The sequence below is a fragment of the Mycobacterium lacus genome, from assembly GCF_010731535.1.
Lineage (GTDB): Bacteria > Actinomycetota > Actinomycetes > Mycobacteriales > Mycobacteriaceae > Mycobacterium > Mycobacterium lacus.
The window spans coordinates 1,830,854-1,845,388 of the sequence record NZ_AP022581.1; the positions used below are offsets into that span (position 1 = coordinate 1,830,854).

The following is a 14,535-nucleotide window of genomic DNA, read 5'->3' on the forward strand; positions in this document are numbered from 1 at the left end:
AAAAAGGAGCTGCCGATGACGGCGATCACTGCACTGCCGACCGAACTGGCCACGATGCGAGAGGTCGTCGAGACGCTCGCGCCCATCGAGCGCGCAGCCGGCGAGCCCGGGGAGCAGAAGGCGGCCGCCTGGATCGTTGAACGCCTGCGCACGGCGGGCGCGCAGAATGCACGCATCGAGGAGGAGCAGTACCTCGACGGCTACCCGCAGCTGCACTTCAAGCTGTCGGCGATCGGGGTGGCGGCCGGCATCGCGGGCCTGGTCAGCCGGCGGCTGCGCGTCCCCGCCGCGTTGGCAGGGGTGGCCGCCGGACTTGCGATCGCCGACGACTGCTCGAACGGGCCTCGCTTCGCGCGCAAGACAACGGAAAAGCCCCGCACGACCTGGAATGTGGTGGCCGAGACCGGCGATCTGGCGGGTGATCTCACCGTCGTGGCATGCGCTCACCACGACGCGGCGCACAGCGGCAAGTTCTTCGAGGCTCATATCGAGGAATTCTTTGTTCAGCGCTTCCCCGGGATTGTCGAGCGCATCGACACCCAGTTGCCGAACTGGTGGGGGCCCATCCTCGCGCCCACGCTCGCCGGCATCGGCGCCCTACGCGGCAGCCGCGCGATGATGATCGCGGGAACCGTGGGTAGCGCTCTTTCCGCCGGCGCGTTCGCCGACATCGCTCACAGCCCCGTCGTTCCCGGCGCCAACGACAATCTCTCTGCCGTCGCCCTGCTCGTCGCGCTCGCCGAACGGCTGCGCGAGCGGCCGGTGAAGGGCGTGCGCGTGCTCCTCGTGTCCCTCGGCGCCGAGGAAACGCTGCAGGGCGGGATCTACGGGTTCATGGCGCGCCACAAACCCGAGCTCGACCCCGAGCGCACCTACTTTTTGAACTTTGACACCATCGGCTCACCCGAGCTGATCATGTTGGAGGGAGAGGGCACCACGGTCATGGAGGACTACTTCTATCGGCCGTTTCGCGATCTGGTGATCAGGGCCGCAGAGCGCGCCGATGCGCCTGTGCGGCGGGGCATCCGGTCGCGCAACAGCACAGACGCCGTGCTTATGAGCCGCGCTGGCTACCCGACCGCGTGCTTCGTGTCGATCAACCGCCACAAGTCGGTGGCGAACTACCACCAGTTGTCCGATACGCCCGAGAACCTTTGCTACCAGACCGTGATGCACGCCGCCACCGTCGCCGAATCCGTGGTGCGGGAGCTTGCCCGATGAGCCCCGTGTGGCGCAACTGGCCCGGCGAGCAGGTCTGCGCACCATCGACGATCGCGCGGCCCACCTCCGAGGCCGAGCTGGCAGAAGTCGTCGCGCGGTCCGCAAAACGCGGCGAGCGGGTGCGTGCGGTGGGCAGCGGGCACTCGTTCACCGACTGTGCCTGCACCGACGGGGTGATGATCGACATGACCGGCCTGCAGCGGATCATCGACGCGGACCCGGCGAGCGGTCTGGCGACGGTCGAGGGTGGCGCCAAACTGCACACGCTGTTTGCCCAGCTGGCCGAGCGGGGGCTCGCGCTGGAGAACCAGGGCGACATCGATAGGCAATCGATCACCGGCGCCACCGCGACCGCGACGCACGGGACGGGGGCCCGCTTTACCAACGTGTCGGCGCAGATCGTCTCGCTGCGGCTAATCACCGCCGGCGGCGACATTCTCAGCCTGTCGGAGGGTGACGACTACCTGGCGGCGCGGGTGTCGATCGGTGCCCTGGGAGTGATCTCACAGGTCACCCTCAGGGTAGTGCCGCTGTTCACGTTGCATCGCAAGGACGAGCGCCGGCCGCTGGCCGAGACGCTCGAGCGGCTCGACGAGCACGTGGACGGCAACGACCACTTTGAGTTCTTCGTGTTTCCTTACGGGGACACGGCGTTGACGCGAAGCACGCGCCGCAGCGACGAGGAGCCGCAGCCCAGGCCCGCCTGGAAACGCCGGATCAACGAAAACTTCGAAAACGCCGGGCTGAGCATGATCTGCCGCGCCGGGCGGCAATTCCCGGGTACGGCACCGAGACTGAACCGCCTCATGACAAGTCTGATGTCGGAGGCGGCCGTTCAGGACCGTGGCTGGAAGGTCTACGCGAGCGCGCGCAACGTCAAATTCACCGAGATGGAGTACGCGATTCCCCGCGAGCATGCGCGCGAGGCCACCCAGCGCGTCATCGACCTCGTTCGCCGTCGTGGTTTGCCGATCATGTTCCCGCTCGAGGTCCGCTTCGGCGCCCCCGACGACGCGTTCTTGTCGACCGCCCACGGCCGCGATACCTGCTACATCGCCGTGCACCAATACGTCGGCATGGAGTTCGAAACCTACTTCCGCGCCGTCGAGGAGATCATGGACGACTACGCGGGCCGGCCACATTGGGGCAAGCGCCACTACCAGACCGCCGCCACGCTCCGCGAGCGCTATCCGCAATGGGACCGGTTTGCCGCCGTCCGCGACCGTCTCGATCCCGATCGCGTTTTTCTCAACGACTACACCCGTCGCGTCCTCGGCAAGTGACCGGGCGCCGACTGACAGACGAATGGCCCGACTTGTAGGGACCAAAGTCATTGTCTGCCAACAACCTCGTGACGTTGGCGGTCGCCACCCGTAAGTTTTTGCTCGAAACCATCATGAGCGAATTCATGCGCAACAGCGACGCGTTTACCTGGGCGATGGAAAGCGATCCGCGCCTGCGATCGACCGTGGTAACTGTCGTGCTGCTGGATCGATCCCCGGAGTGGGACGCAGTGCGAGCGCGATTCGACTTGTTGAGCCGCAAGCTGCCAATGTTTCGGCAGCGCGTGGTGCCATCGCCGCCGCCGGCCCCGCCCCGGTGGGAGTATGACCCGGATTTCGACCTCGGCTACCACTTGCGGCGAACGGCCACTCCAGGGGCCGGGACTCTCGACGACGTGCTTGAGATGGCCCGGGTGGCCCAGATGCAGGATTTCGACCGGGCCAGGGCGCTGTGGGAGACGACACTGATCGACGGCCTGGAAAATGGCGGCGCGGCCGTGATCTGCAAGTTCCACCATGCCCTTACGGACGGCGTCGGCGGCATCCAGATCGCGATGCACCTGTTCGACCTCTCCGAAGACTACCGTCAGCGTGAGCCGCTACCCGCAAAGCCCGAGGTGTCCAGGGCATCGCCGCTGCGCGGGTACCGTGCCACCTGGCGCTACGGGACCGGCCTGCTGGGAAACGCCTTGACCGGCGCGGTGAAGTGGGCCCCACGGGTGATGTACGACAGCGTCCGACGACCCCTTGCCGCCGCGGGTACGGCAATGGCCACCGCGACGTCGATCTACCGGACGGTCCGACCGATCAGCCGGACCGGGTCGCCGATGGCAAGGGACCGCGGCCTGATCCGGCGACTCGGAGTGCACCGGGTACCAATGCCGCAACTGCGCGAGGCGGCGCACCGCTGTGGTGGGGCGCTCAACGATGCGTTTGTCGCCGGGATCGCGGGTGGGTTGCGTCTTTACCACGAGAAACACGGCGTCGCGGTCGGCGACCTGCACTTGACGATGCCGATCAACCTGCGGACAAAGGCCGATGAAATGGGCGGAAACCGGATCACGCTGATGCGGTTCGACGTGCCCGTGGGAGAGGCCGACCCGGCAGCACGAATCGCGGTGATACATCGGCGCACCCGCGCGGTGCGCGATGAAAAGTCGCTGCCCTACACACAATTGATCGCCGGCGTCCTCAACTTGATGCCGCGGTGGTACATCGGTTCGGTCCTGCGCCACGTCGATTTCGTCGCCAGCGACGTGCCGGGTGTGCCGGTGCCAGTTTTCCTGGGCGGCGCCGCGGTCACCGAGCAGTACGCGTTCGGCCCGACGATCGGATCGGCCGTCAACGTCACACTGCTGACCTACGTCGACACCTGCGCTCTGGGCATAGACGTCGACACCGCCGCCATACCCGACTTCGATGTTTTCTATGACGCCCTCGTCGCGGGTTTCGACGAGGTGCTAGCGCTCGCAAGCTGATTGGGCAGCCGGCGCGCGACGTGCCTCGTTACGCCCGGCCCGCATGAACCCGGGCCACCAGGGCAGCGGGCTGCCGGCCACAACGGCGGAATACCTGAAGGCGGTTTTGGTGGCACCGGCGCTACACGCTCAGCGCGTCCAGGCTGGTGAGTCCGCGGCGGCGCGCAATGCTGAGACGATGCGCTGCTGCTTTTCCGAAAATCGCTCGGTGGGTGTCGGCACCGAGATGGCGACCACGCTATCGCCGGCGGCCCGCCGCGCGATGGCGGCGGCCGAGATCCCTGCCGTGTGTTCGTCGCGGTCGAATGCGATTCCGGTACGCCGGATCTCGCCGATTTCGCGGCGCAGCCCAGCGGCGACCTTCGGGGCGAATCGGGACAGCGCGGCCTCGGCGGAGGCGTCGTCAAGAGCTGCCAGGGCTGCTTTCCCGTTGGCGGTCCCGGCCAACGGGAACCGGACCCCGACGGCCGAGACCGCCCGGAGTCGGTGCGACGATTCGATCTGGTCGATGAACAACATGCGCTGGCCACGCAGGATCGACAGGTCGACTGTCTCGCCGGTGGCGCGCGCCACCCGCTCGATGGTCGGCCGGAATATTGCCGAAATGTGCGCTCCAGTGGCGCTGCCGAATCCCAGCAGGCGCTCACCGAGCGAGAAGCGGCCGTGCGAGTCGACGCTGGCCAGTCCGACTTCGACCAGGCCGACCAGCAAGCGGCGAGTGGTCGACTTGGCGAGCCCCAACCGCTCGCCGAGGTCGACGAGGCGCAATTGTCCCGGTTCGGCGGCAATCTCGTCGAGCGCGGCGGCGGCGCGGCGCAGCACCTGGATGCCCTCGTCGCGATTGGCCGGCGAATTTCGTTCCGTGCGCGCCACTCCTCCACTATAGTGGACCGCATTATGGATTCCTAGGAACCGCAATACGGATCGAAGGAGACCTCGATGGGCGCGCTACCGGCCGGGCGGCACTACTTCCGCGGCGACGACGGGTACGAAGCCGCACGCCGGGGAACTGTTTGGCATCAACGAGTGCCCGAGCGCTACCCCGAGGTGATTGTGCAGGCCCTCGATGCCCACGACATCATCGCGGGCATCCGCTATGCCAAGGCCAACGGCCATCGGGTCAGCATCGTCTCGGGTGGACACAGCTTCGCGGCCAGCCATCTCCGCGACGGCGCCATGCTACTCGACGTGAGCCGACTCGATCACGTCACCATCGACGCCGGCAAGCGCCTCGCGGTCGTCGGTCCGGGCAAGGGCGGTAGCCTGCTCATGGCCGACCTGGAGGCGCAGGGCCTATTCTTCCCAGGCGGCCACTGCAAAGGTGTGTGTGTCGGCGGCTATCTGCTACAGGGCGGGTATGGCTGGAACAGCCGGGTCCTTGGCCCGGCATGCGAGAGTGTCGTCGGCCTGGACGTCATCACCGCCGACGGTGAGCAGATCCATTGCGATGCAGACAATCACGCCGACCTGTATTGGGCGGCGCGCGGCGCCGGCCCGGGCTTTTTCGGCGTGGTCACCGCCTTTTACCTGACGCTGTATCCGCGCCCGGCCGTCTGTGGCACCAGCGTGTACGTCTACCCATTCGAGCTGGCCGACGAGGTCTACACCTGGGCCCGCAGCGTCAGCGCCGAGGTGGACCGTCGCGTCGAGATGCAGATGCTGGCGACCCGCAGCGTCCCGGAGATGGGCCTCGACATCCCGGCCATCGTGTGCGCGTCGCCGGCGTTCGCCGACACCGAAAAGGAAGCCCAAGAAGCCCTGGCCATCTTCGACACGTGCCCGGTCGTCGACCGGGCGATCGTCAAGAACCCCTACATGCCAACCGATTTGCCCGCCTGGTATGAGGTCGTGATGACTCACTACCGCAGTGACCACCGCTACACGGCGGACAACATGTGGACATCGGCATCGGCTGAGGCGCTGCTGCCGGGCATCCGGACGATCCTCGACACGATGCCGCCGCACCCGTCGCACTTCCTATGGCTGAATTGGGGACCGTCGCCGACCCGCCAAGACATGGCCTACAGCATCGAAGACGAGATCTACCTGGCGCTCTATGGTTCGTGGCAGGACGCCGGCGACGACGACAAGTACGGCGACTGGGCGCGATCCAACATGGCCGCCATGTCCCACCTGGCCACCGGCATCCAACTTGCCGACGAGAACCTCGGCGCCCGTCCGGCCCGGTTCGCCACCGACGAAGCCATGGCCAGGCTGGACCGGGTACGCGCCCAATATGACCCTGACGGCCTCTTCAACAGTTGGATGGGGCGAATCTGATGGCCAGCGAGCTCTACCTCGGCTACCGCAACCACGATGCGAATACGCCGTTCGGCAAGTTCTTCAGGCCCGAGATGGCCCCGCTCCCACAGCATGTCGTCGAGGCCTTGCACCATGGTCCGCAGGGCGGGATGGCATTGTTGGCATTCGAGGACGTCACGAGCATCGCCGATGACGGGTACCAGCCGACGGAGAACGGCTACGGGGTTCTCGACGACGGCAGCATGCAAGTATCCGTGCGCACCGACATGCCCGGGGTCACCCCCCGGATGTGGTCATGGTGGTTCGGCTGGCACGGCAGCGATACCCGCCGTTACAAGCTGTGGCACCCGCGAGCCCACCTGTCCGCCGCTTGGAAAGACGGCGGTGATGCGGGTCGCCGGGGCGCCGAGCGTTACATCGGCCGCTGCTCGATGATCAACGAGTACATCGGATCGACAAAGCTGCGCGCCGCAATCCAATTCGTCTCGCCGACGACCATGGGCCTGCCTGCCGACAGCGACGAAGCGGTGTCGATCTGTGCGCGGTTAGGCTCCGGTGATGTCCCGGTCGACGCGGGCTGGTTCGTCCATCAGGTCCGTTCCATAACAGGTGGAACAGAGATGCGGTCACGTTTCTGGATGGGCGGGCCGCACATCGCGGTGCGCAACGCCCCTGGCGTCGCGTCCAAGGCGGTGCGTCCCATCGCGACGAAGGTCCTTGGCGTCTCGGAAGCCACGGCTCGCAATCTGCTGGTGCATTGCGCGCAGGAGATGAATCACCTGGCCGGATTCTTGCCCGAGCTATATGACGCATTCGGCGACGAGTAAACGGCCAAGCCCTGCTCGGTGAATGCGGGCGCAACAAATCGTTGGACCAGTTGGCATTCGGCTTCGCTACGAGAACCCAAGCTGCTCGGAGCATTCATCGAGGAGACCCTGGGCTACGAGGCGCCGTTCCGGCGGCACTACCGGCACGTGGCGAACGACACCACCTTGGGTGGCGTCGATCTGCCGGCTGACTCACACCCGCTGCTTATATGGGGCGCCGCCAACCGCGATCCCGCCCATTTCGAGGCGCCCGGCGAGTTCTGCCTCGACCGCGCCGAAGCCAAGGGCCACATGAGTTTTGGTCATGGGGCGCACTTCTTTGTCGACGCGGCGCTGGCGCGCTTGGAGGCCCCGATCGAATTGCCCATGCTGCTCGATCGCACCTCAGTGATCGAGGCGGCCAACGTCGGGCAGTGGTTGCCCAGCATCCTGGTGTGTCGCCTCGAACGTCTTGAGTTGGCAGTCCGATAGCGGCGCCGTTCGCCGGCCGGCACCGCCGGAGGATCTCAGCGTGCCTGCAACCTGTCCAACGCATCCAGGACCGCGGCGCTGATGGCGTGGGCGCCAAAGACGCCGCCCTGCATGGTGATCATCTTCAGTGCGGCCAGATAGTTCGTGTAGTCAGTGGCACCGGAGCAATCGGATACCAGAAGGCATTCGTACCCGCGGTCGTTGGCCTCGCGGAGCGTGGTGTGGACGCACACGTCGGTGGTGATCCCGGTGAAGATCAGGTGGGTGATCTCGTTGGCCTTCAGGATCAGGTCGAGGTCGGTCGCGTAGAAGCCACCCTTGCCCGGCTTGTCGACCACGGATTCGCCCGGCAGCGGTGCCATTTCCGGAACGATTTCCCACCCAGGTTCGCCGCGAACGAGGATGCGTCCGCATGGTCCCAGCGAGCCGATCTCCGCGCCGATCCGTGCCGATCGCCACCTCTTGTTGGGCGGCAGGTCGCTGAGGTCGGGGCGGTGGCCCTCTCGCGTGTGCACGATGAACAGCCCCACCTCGCGCGCGGCCTGCAGCACCTTTTGCGCTGGACCCAACGGCGCACGGGTCAACGACAGGTCGTAGCCCATGGTGTCGACGTAGCCGCCCTCGCCCACGAAGTCGACCTGCCAGTCGATGTTGATCAGCGCCGTTCTGTCGAGTGGAATATCGCCGTCGAACGGCCAGACATACGGGGTGGCGTCAACGGTAACGCGATTGGCGGTGTTCATCGGCGGACCAGCACGGTGAATGTGGTTGCTGCGCTGAGCATTGTGCGGACGGCCCCGTCAAAGACGCAGGCGCTAAACTGTTTCCACAACATCGTGGTGCTCTACCCGGCCAGCGAAATCGGGTGGCTAGGGCCGACCACGACAAAGGCCTCGACTGCGGTGGCCTGCTCGAAACCCTCTACCTCCACCCGCCATTCGTAGATTCCAGGTTCCAAGGGGATTCCGGCCGGAATGTTGAGGGTGAGTGGCATTCGTACCGAGGTGCCGTGTATTGCCCCGGGGAGACGGCCCGCCTCGGCGGCGGCTTCGAAGAGGAGTCGCTGCGGCCCTTGTGGCCCGGTCACGATCACCGGATCGCCATCGGTGGTCAGCAATTGGCATGTCAACTTGTGCTGTTCGTTGGTCTCATCCCAGTCGATATCGAGGAATAGCACCAAAGCGAAAGGGGGGGTGGGTGTTTGGCACTGCCGCCACCCCAGCCCGAGAGCATGGACCTTCCCCGATTGCGCGTCGGCTTGGGCTGCGTCCGCGAGAAACAGGCTGACCTTCATCGGGCCGCCGGCGCCTCGAGCGGTCTTCCGGTTGCCACCGCGAGATTGTGCCCTGCCATTGTCGCCGTCACAAACTCCACGCGATCCTTGTGTTGTTCCCGACCCAGCTCCACGAAAGGTCGGTCAGGGCCATGACCTCAAACTGGCTGCGACCGCCTTTTCCCGTCGGCAGGATAATACGCTCCGGCCGGGTGGACGACTCACCGAGTTTCAGCCATAGGGAGCAAGCGTTATTTTCCCGGCGGCAGTTGCCGCGGACCCTCGGGCGACCGCAGCTCACGCGGTCCGTCCCGCTTCATCAGCTCCGGCCGGCCGTCGCGGTCGGTCGATCCAACCGACAGGCCCGCCAGGTCTTTCGGAGGTACCCGATCCAGGGACGGATGCCCAGAGTTGCCGTCTAATTGGTGGTGGTTTCCCGTGTCGCCTTCCTGAGGGTCCTCGCGTGACGACTCGATCCGCTTGGTGGCAGCCGCGTCAGCAGCCGGGGATATGGCTGGCGGTTGCTCGCTGGCGTCGGAGCTCTCCGAATTGACCGTCACCTTGCGCGTGCGCTTGAACGAAAACGCGATCTCCTCGACCTCTTCGAACACCTGACGCGCGGTGCGCAGCGGCTGAGTGGTGTTGTCGATGACCCGCGCGACGAACGGCGGCACCAACGGGCGAATCCAGCGGGCCGCTGCCTTGGTGGCATCCGGAATCAACGGGATCAGCGGGGTGCCGCGCTCCTCACGGGGTTGAACGGCGCCGCCCGGCTCGGCCTGTGCCGGCAGGTTCTCCGGGGTATCGGGGCGGGGATCCGGTGCCCCAGCAGGCAATTGGGCTACTGCTCGGCTGGCAGCCTCCGCTTCGGCTGCAATCGGCAGGTACATGTCTTCCTCCACTGGCTCGAAGGTACGCTCCGCCGAAGCGCGCACAGGTGCCTCGAGCGCTTCGACGACTCGACGGCGTTGCTGCTCGCGGTCGATCTCGGCCTGGGCCTCAATGGCAAGGCGGGTCTGGGTGAGTTGATGTTCGGCCCACATGATTTCGGCGGCGCGGCGCACCTCGGCCCGCTTGATCGCGATCGCGGTGTCGGCCTCGAGCTCGGCGCGCTCGCGCTGTGCACGTGCGGCCGCGTGGCGATCGTGAGTCGTCTCACCGCGCCATAGCCGCAGAATCAGCGGCAGCAGGTACAACAGCACGAAAAACGCGACGGTCAGCGCCCGCAGGACCAGGGCGCCGGCGCTGGCCCAGGTCAGGTCGTTCATCGCGACCCAGCGCGCGCCCAGGCCCCGGCCCGCATCCGCAACCACGGCGTGGCGTGCCTCGGCAAGTGCCTGCTCGTCGCGCGCAAGCTTGGCATCCAGGTCGGGTGCTTGGCGCTCACGAGCCGCTAAAGCGTTGTCCAGCTCACGCTGCGCATCGCCGAGAAGCTGATTTGCCGTTCGTGTTTCGGGCCCTTGACCGGCAACACCGGTGATCCGGGTCTGCGGGCAGGCTGGCGTGGGATGGTATTCGCAGCGTGCGACAACCAGGGCGTTGTCCAGATGCCCGCGAGCGTGTTCGACCGCGTTGTCGAGCGCAACGCGCACCTCGCGCGTTGCAACGAGCGCGGCCGACGCTTGCGCGACGGCCGGCGCCGAATCGGCGTTGCGCAGGGCTCGCTCGTCGAGACGGTGATCGATCGAGCCGGAAAACATGACGAGCGCCGCCAGCTCGCCGACGACGACGCCGATGGCAACGGCGACCGCCGCGCGTCCCGCAATACCGGGCCGACCCCGGGCGGGGCCGCTGGCGACGCCACGAGTCACCGCGCCCACCAGCAGACCGAAGACCAGAGTCAGCGCGACGACGCCCCATATTGGCACGCGCGCCGACTCGCCCACGGCCAGGCTGGCGACCAGCCAGGCCAGCAGGGCCCCCAGCACGACAACCGCGCCGGCTACCGCGTGCGTCGACCGCTCGTGACGTTCACTGAGCTCGCGCCAGTGTCCGCCGCCGAGCCAGGTGAGCAGGCCCTCGATCCGTGGTACGGCCGAGCGCTGCTCAGGAATTTCGTGGGCGCACATGAGACTCCAAACACCTCCAATGCTCCAAGCCTGGCAGGCCGCCGCCCGACACACCGAATCGAAGAGGCCGCTTGTGGTGTGGTTCACAACCCGACTCAGTTGCGGCAGAGCGCACTGCCCGGGTTACCGCGCCCGTTGGCCGCCCGGCTCCCCGGCCGTATCTGGGCCGTATCTGGCGCGAAATTCCCGCGACGCGAGCGGATCAGCGGCCGTTATGCCGGGTTACGTGAGACGGTATAAGCCTATGCAACATCACGACTACCTCACCTACGAAGACTTCGGCCGGAGATTCTTCGAAGTCGCCGTCACCCCGGACCGTGTCGCCGCCGCATTCGCCGCTATTGCGGGCAGCGAGTTCGCAATGGAACCGATCGCGCAGGGTCCGGGCGGGATCGCCAAGGTCAGCGCGAATGTCAAGATCAAAGAGCCTCGGGTCACGCGAAAGCTGGGGGACCTCATCACGTTTGTGATTCACATTCCGCTGTCGATTGACCTGCTTCTCGACCTTCGCCTCGACAAACAGCGTTTCGTGGTTGCCGGCGACATAGCGTTGCGCGCGACGGCACGTGCCGCCGAGCCGTTGCTGTTGATCGTCGACGTCGCGAAACCGCGGCCTTCCGATATCACCGTCAATGTGTCGTCCACATCCATCCGCGGCGAGGTGTTACGCATCCTTGCCGGGGTTGACGGCGAGATCCGGCGATTCATCGCCCAGTACGTCGCCGACGAAATCGATTCGCCCCAATCCCAAGCCGCGCAGGTCATCGACGTCGCCGAACAATTGGATTCCACCTGGACCGGCCCGTGATGTGGCCCCGAGGCCCATCGAGTAGAACACCGCCCGGACGCGCTTAGTCGGCGTCGCCTGGTCGCAACCGGTGCACCGGCAGGATCTCAATCGCATTGATGGTCAACGCCCGGCAGCTGATCCGCCAGCCGGTGTCGGTCAACTCGTACCCGTCGTCGTAGCGCAGGTGCCAAACCGCATCGACCACCTCATCCGCGCGCTGAATCCAATGGTGCGCGATGCATGCGACGCGCCCCCGCGCGCTGGTTGGCTGTGGGCCCGCGTCGTAGACCTCACCGACGATCGCGTGCTCGGTACGCACGGCCTGGCCAACGGCGCCGACCGCGCTGGCGATGGCTTGCCGGCCCCGATGTGAAACGACCGGTTCGAGCGCCGCCGGCGGATCAGGCACCGTTAGCTGGGCTTTCGCAGTGAAAAGCGCTGCAACAGAATCGAATTGACGATTGTCGACGTAGACTGCATACCGGTGTACCAAGTCGCTGAGGGCGGCTCGGTCGGTCACTGAAAGGCTCACGAGCGACCTGCCCGCTCTATCTGGGCGCGCACCGCCTCGGCCAGGGTGGCCGCCCTGCGACTGGTGAACACGTCCTCGAGCATCACCGGCCGGCCGTCGGGCCCGGTCAGCGGAACCCGCCAGTTGGGGTACTCGTCGGTGGTGCCCGGCTGGTTCTGTGCGCGGCGATCACCAATCGCGTCGGTCAGGGCCACCCCCAACAGCCGAGACGGCGTTCGGCCCAGGTACCGGTAGAGGGCCACGACGATCTGTTCTGGGTCGGCTTCGGCACCGTCCTGCAGTAGCCCCACCCGGCGCAACTCGGCCATCCAGGCCGCCTGCTGGGTCCGACCGGATGCGAGTTCCGCCTCGACGGGCCTGGTCAACAACCCCAGCGACTCGCGGAGTCGGACGTGATCGCCAGCCAGGTAGCCGACCGTCGGCGGCAGGTCGTGGGTCGTAACCGACGACAGGCAGTACTCCCGCCAGCGCTCGGCCGGCAGGGGACCACCGTGGCCGTCGCGATCCAGCTCGAACCAAAGAATCGACGTGCCGAGCAGGCCGCGCAATAGTAAGTAGTCCCTGACCCATGGTTCGACCGTGCCGAGATCTTCGCCGACCACGACCGCCCCGGCCCGGTGTGCTTCCAGGGCGACGATGCCGATCATCGCTTCATGGTCGTAGCGCACATAGGTGCCTTGGGTCGGCGCGGCGCCGTGGGGGATCCACCACAGCCGGAACAGTCCGATGATGTGGTCGATGCGCACCCCACCCGCATGCCGCAGCACAGCCTGGATCAGTGCGCGGAAGGGGCGATACTCCAGCTCGCCGAGCCGGTCGGGCCGCCACGGCGGCTGCGACCAGTCCTGGCCGAGTTGATTGAACTCGTCCGGCGGCGCGCCCGCGCTCACTCCCAGGGCCAGGGCGTCCTGCAGCGCCCAGGCATCGGCCCCATCGGGATGCACGCCGACGGCGAGGTCGTGCACGATGCCCAACGCCATTCCGGCCCGCACCGCCTGGGCTTGCGCCGCGGCGAGTTGCTCGTCGAGCTGCCATTGCAGCCAGCGGTGGAAATCGACCGCGTCGGCGTGCTTGTCGACGAATTTCGCGACCCCCGGGCCCTCCGGATGCTGCAGCGATTCCGGCCATTGATGCCAGTCGGAGCCGTACGTCTCGGCCAGCGCGCACCATGTGGCGAAGTCATCGAGGGCGCGGCCCTCCCGCGCGCGAAAGGCCGCGTATGCGAGCTCGCGGCCCGCCGACCGTGGCACCCGGTGCAGGAGCTTGAGCGCCGCGCGCTTGGCCGCCCACGCGCCGTCACGGTCAATGGTGTCCACTTGGCCGGCCCGTTGCCGGACCTCCGCGCCCAATCGTCGCACCCGCGCGCGCTTGGGCAGGTCGGCGAGTTCGGGAATCGCCTCGACCCGAAGATAGATGGGGTTGACGAAGCGCCGAGATGTCGGCAAGTACGGCGACGGCTCCATGAGGCGTGACGGCCCAGCCAGCGCCGCCGCATGCAAGGGATTGACCAGCACAAAGTCCGCGCCATGCCGGGTCGCCGACCACAGTGCCACATCAGCCAGATCGGTGAGATCACCAACGCCCCACGACTTTTGCGACCGCACGCTGTAGAGCTGGATGGCCAGGCCCCACGCACGGCGGGTCCCTAGCCTTTCCGGAAGCCCCAGCCAATCCGGCGTCACGATGAGCGCGGTGCTGGCCTCAAGATCACTAGAACGTAGGTGCACGCGGTGGTAGCCCAGGGGCAGGTCGCCGGGCAGCACGAAGCTGGCTTCGCCGATCCAGCGTCCGTCAAGATCGAACGGCGGGGTGAAGTTGTCGACCTGTCGTACCCCGCCCCGCACCGTGCCGTCCTCCAGCTGCAACCACACTTCGGCCGGGCAACCGTGGGTCACGTGCACCCAGAACCGCGCCTGCGCGCCGGCCCGCGCGACGATGGTCGCTGGCAACCGACGTGCCCAGTACGACCGCAGATGCGCGGTCAGGGCCGCGTTGCGCTCCCGCTCGTTGCTCGCCGAGACGCCGAGGGCGGCGAGCACCGCGACCAGCGTGGCTTCCGAGACGAGTACATGCCGGCCGGTCCAGTCCTCGTACCCGGTAGCGATGCCGAATCGCTTGGCAAGTTCGACCAGCGAGGGCGCCAGCTCAGTCATGCCGCCATCTTGCACGCTGTGGCGGGGATCCGCCGGGCCGTCGCGTGGCGTGATCCGTTAGCTGTGGCGCGCCATCACCAAGCGGATCGGCGGAGGGAACACCGGAATTCACGACTCGACAAGCCGATTTGGTCATTGATCGTTACCATGCCTATGGGAACACGAGGTATCCGTGG

General features: G+C 66.6%; 12 protein-coding genes and 1 pseudogene. 7 read left to right on the forward strand and 6 right to left on the reverse strand.

Annotated elements, in window-relative coordinates; translation table 11 throughout:
- Positions 1-15 precede the first annotated feature (15 nt).
- The 3 genes from G6N24_RS08400 to G6N24_RS08410 all read left to right on the forward strand — a co-directional run bounded on the left by G6N24_RS08400 (position 16) and on the right by G6N24_RS08410 (position 3,982).
- Positions 16-1,221, forward strand: coding sequence for a M28 family metallopeptidase (locus G6N24_RS08400; protein ID WP_085158161.1), 1,206 nt, complete (start codon positions 16-18; stop codon positions 1,219-1,221).
- Positions 1,218-2,504, forward strand: a complete 1,287-nt coding sequence (locus G6N24_RS08405; protein ID WP_085158159.1) for a D-arabinono-1,4-lactone oxidase — start codon at positions 1,218-1,220, stop codon at positions 2,502-2,504. The genes G6N24_RS08400 and G6N24_RS08405 overlap by 4 nt, the downstream gene beginning before the upstream one ends.
- A gap of 113 nt (positions 2,505-2,617) precedes the next feature.
- Positions 2,618-3,982 carry a wax ester/triacylglycerol synthase domain-containing protein gene (locus G6N24_RS08410; protein ID WP_085158173.1) on the forward strand — a complete coding sequence of 455 codons (1,365 nt, stop codon included), beginning with the start codon at positions 2,618-2,620 and terminating at the stop codon, positions 3,980-3,982.
- Between the two features lie 129 nt (positions 3,983-4,111).
- Here G6N24_RS08410 and G6N24_RS08415 read toward each other — a convergent pair whose 3' ends face one another.
- Complete coding sequence (locus G6N24_RS08415; protein WP_085158157.1) at positions 4,112-4,855, reverse strand: IclR family transcriptional regulator; 744 nt, start codon at positions 4,853-4,855, stop codon at positions 4,112-4,114.
- Positions 4,856-4,921: 66 nt separating this feature from the next.
- On the opposite strand from G6N24_RS08415, the gene G6N24_RS08420 reads away from it, so the two are divergent.
- The 3 genes and pseudogenes from G6N24_RS08420 to G6N24_RS08430 all read left to right on the forward strand — a co-directional run.
- On the forward strand, positions 4,922-6,262 hold the full coding sequence (locus G6N24_RS08420; RefSeq protein ID WP_085158154.1) for an FAD-binding oxidoreductase: 1,341 nt from the start codon (positions 4,922-4,924) through the stop codon (positions 6,260-6,262).
- Positions 6,262-7,071: a DAPG hydrolase family protein gene (locus G6N24_RS08425; protein ID WP_085158152.1), complete on the forward strand. Its 810-nt coding sequence runs from the start codon at positions 6,262-6,264 to the stop codon at positions 7,069-7,071. Before G6N24_RS08420 ends, G6N24_RS08425 begins: the two co-directional genes overlap by 1 nt.
- A gap of 66 nt (positions 7,072-7,137) precedes the next feature.
- A pseudogene (locus G6N24_RS08430) lies at positions 7,138-7,542 on the forward strand (cytochrome P450); the annotation flags it as partial.
- Positions 7,543-7,577: 35 nt separating this feature from the next.
- On the opposite strand, the gene biuH reads toward G6N24_RS08430, so the two are convergent.
- The 3 genes from biuH to G6N24_RS08445 all read right to left on the reverse strand — a co-directional run bounded on the left by biuH (position 7,578) and on the right by G6N24_RS08445 (position 10,884).
- A complete protein-coding gene (biuH, locus tag G6N24_RS08435) occupies positions 7,578-8,285 on the reverse strand; it encodes a biuret amidohydrolase (RefSeq protein WP_085158150.1) in 708 nt (235 codons plus the stop codon).
- Between the two features lie 101 nt (positions 8,286-8,386).
- Positions 8,387-8,836, reverse strand: a complete 450-nt coding sequence (locus G6N24_RS08440) for a DUF6941 family protein (protein ID WP_085158148.1) — start codon at positions 8,834-8,836, stop codon at positions 8,387-8,389.
- Between the two features lie 230 nt (positions 8,837-9,066).
- Positions 9,067-10,884 (reverse strand): DUF4407 domain-containing protein, encoded by a 1,818-nt coding sequence (locus tag G6N24_RS08445; protein WP_085158146.1) that lies wholly within the window; start codon positions 10,882-10,884, stop codon positions 9,067-9,069.
- A gap of 244 nt (positions 10,885-11,128) precedes the next feature.
- Between G6N24_RS08445 and G6N24_RS08450 the strand changes: the two genes are divergently transcribed.
- Positions 11,129-11,692 (forward strand): hypothetical protein, encoded by a 564-nt coding sequence (locus G6N24_RS08450; protein ID WP_085158144.1) that lies wholly within the window; start codon positions 11,129-11,131, stop codon positions 11,690-11,692.
- A 43-nt stretch (positions 11,693-11,735) separates the two neighbouring features.
- On the opposite strand, the gene G6N24_RS08455 is transcribed toward G6N24_RS08450, so the two are convergent.
- Both G6N24_RS08455 and malQ read right to left on the reverse strand, forming a co-directional pair.
- The gene (locus tag G6N24_RS08455; protein ID WP_085158142.1) at positions 11,736-12,206 is read right to left on the reverse strand and encodes a nuclear transport factor 2 family protein; all 471 of its coding nucleotides are present in this window, start codon (positions 12,204-12,206) and stop codon (positions 11,736-11,738) included.
- Positions 12,203-14,359 (reverse strand): 4-alpha-glucanotransferase, encoded by a 2,157-nt coding sequence (malQ, locus tag G6N24_RS08460; RefSeq protein ID WP_085158140.1) that lies wholly within the window; start codon positions 14,357-14,359, stop codon positions 12,203-12,205. The genes G6N24_RS08455 and malQ overlap by 4 nt, the downstream gene beginning before the upstream one ends.
- Positions 14,360-14,535: the final 176 nt, after the last annotated feature.

Bases quoted from the DNA above. Each gene is read 5' to 3' on its own strand.
- G6N24_RS08400 (WP_085158161.1), top strand. From the start codon at position 16: ATGACGGCGATCACTGCACTGCCGACCGAACTGGCCACGATGCGAGAG.
- G6N24_RS08405 (WP_085158159.1), top strand. From the start codon at position 1,218: ATGAGCCCCGTGTGGCGCAACTGGCCCGGCGAGCAGGTCTGCGCACCA.
- G6N24_RS08410 (WP_085158173.1), top strand. From the start codon at position 2,618: ATGAGCGAATTCATGCGCAACAGCGACGCGTTTACCTGGGCGATGGAA.
- G6N24_RS08420 (WP_085158154.1), top strand. From the start codon at position 4,922: ATGGGCGCGCTACCGGCCGGGCGGCACTACTTCCGCGGCGACGACGGG.
- G6N24_RS08425 (WP_085158152.1), top strand. From the start codon at position 6,262: ATGGCCAGCGAGCTCTACCTCGGCTACCGCAACCACGATGCGAATACG.
- biuH (WP_085158150.1), bottom strand. From the start codon at position 8,285: ATGAACACCGCCAATCGCGTTACCGTTGACGCCACCCCGTATGTCTGG.
- G6N24_RS08440 (WP_085158148.1), bottom strand. From the start codon at position 8,836: ATGAAGGTCAGCCTGTTTCTCGCGGACGCAGCCCAAGCCGACGCGCAA.
- G6N24_RS08445 (WP_085158146.1), bottom strand. From the start codon at position 10,884: ATGTGCGCCCACGAAATTCCTGAGCAGCGCTCGGCCGTACCACGGATC.
- G6N24_RS08450 (WP_085158144.1), top strand. From the start codon at position 11,129: ATGCAACATCACGACTACCTCACCTACGAAGACTTCGGCCGGAGATTC.
- malQ (WP_085158140.1), bottom strand. From the start codon at position 14,359: ATGACTGAGCTGGCGCCCTCGCTGGTCGAACTTGCCAAGCGATTCGGC.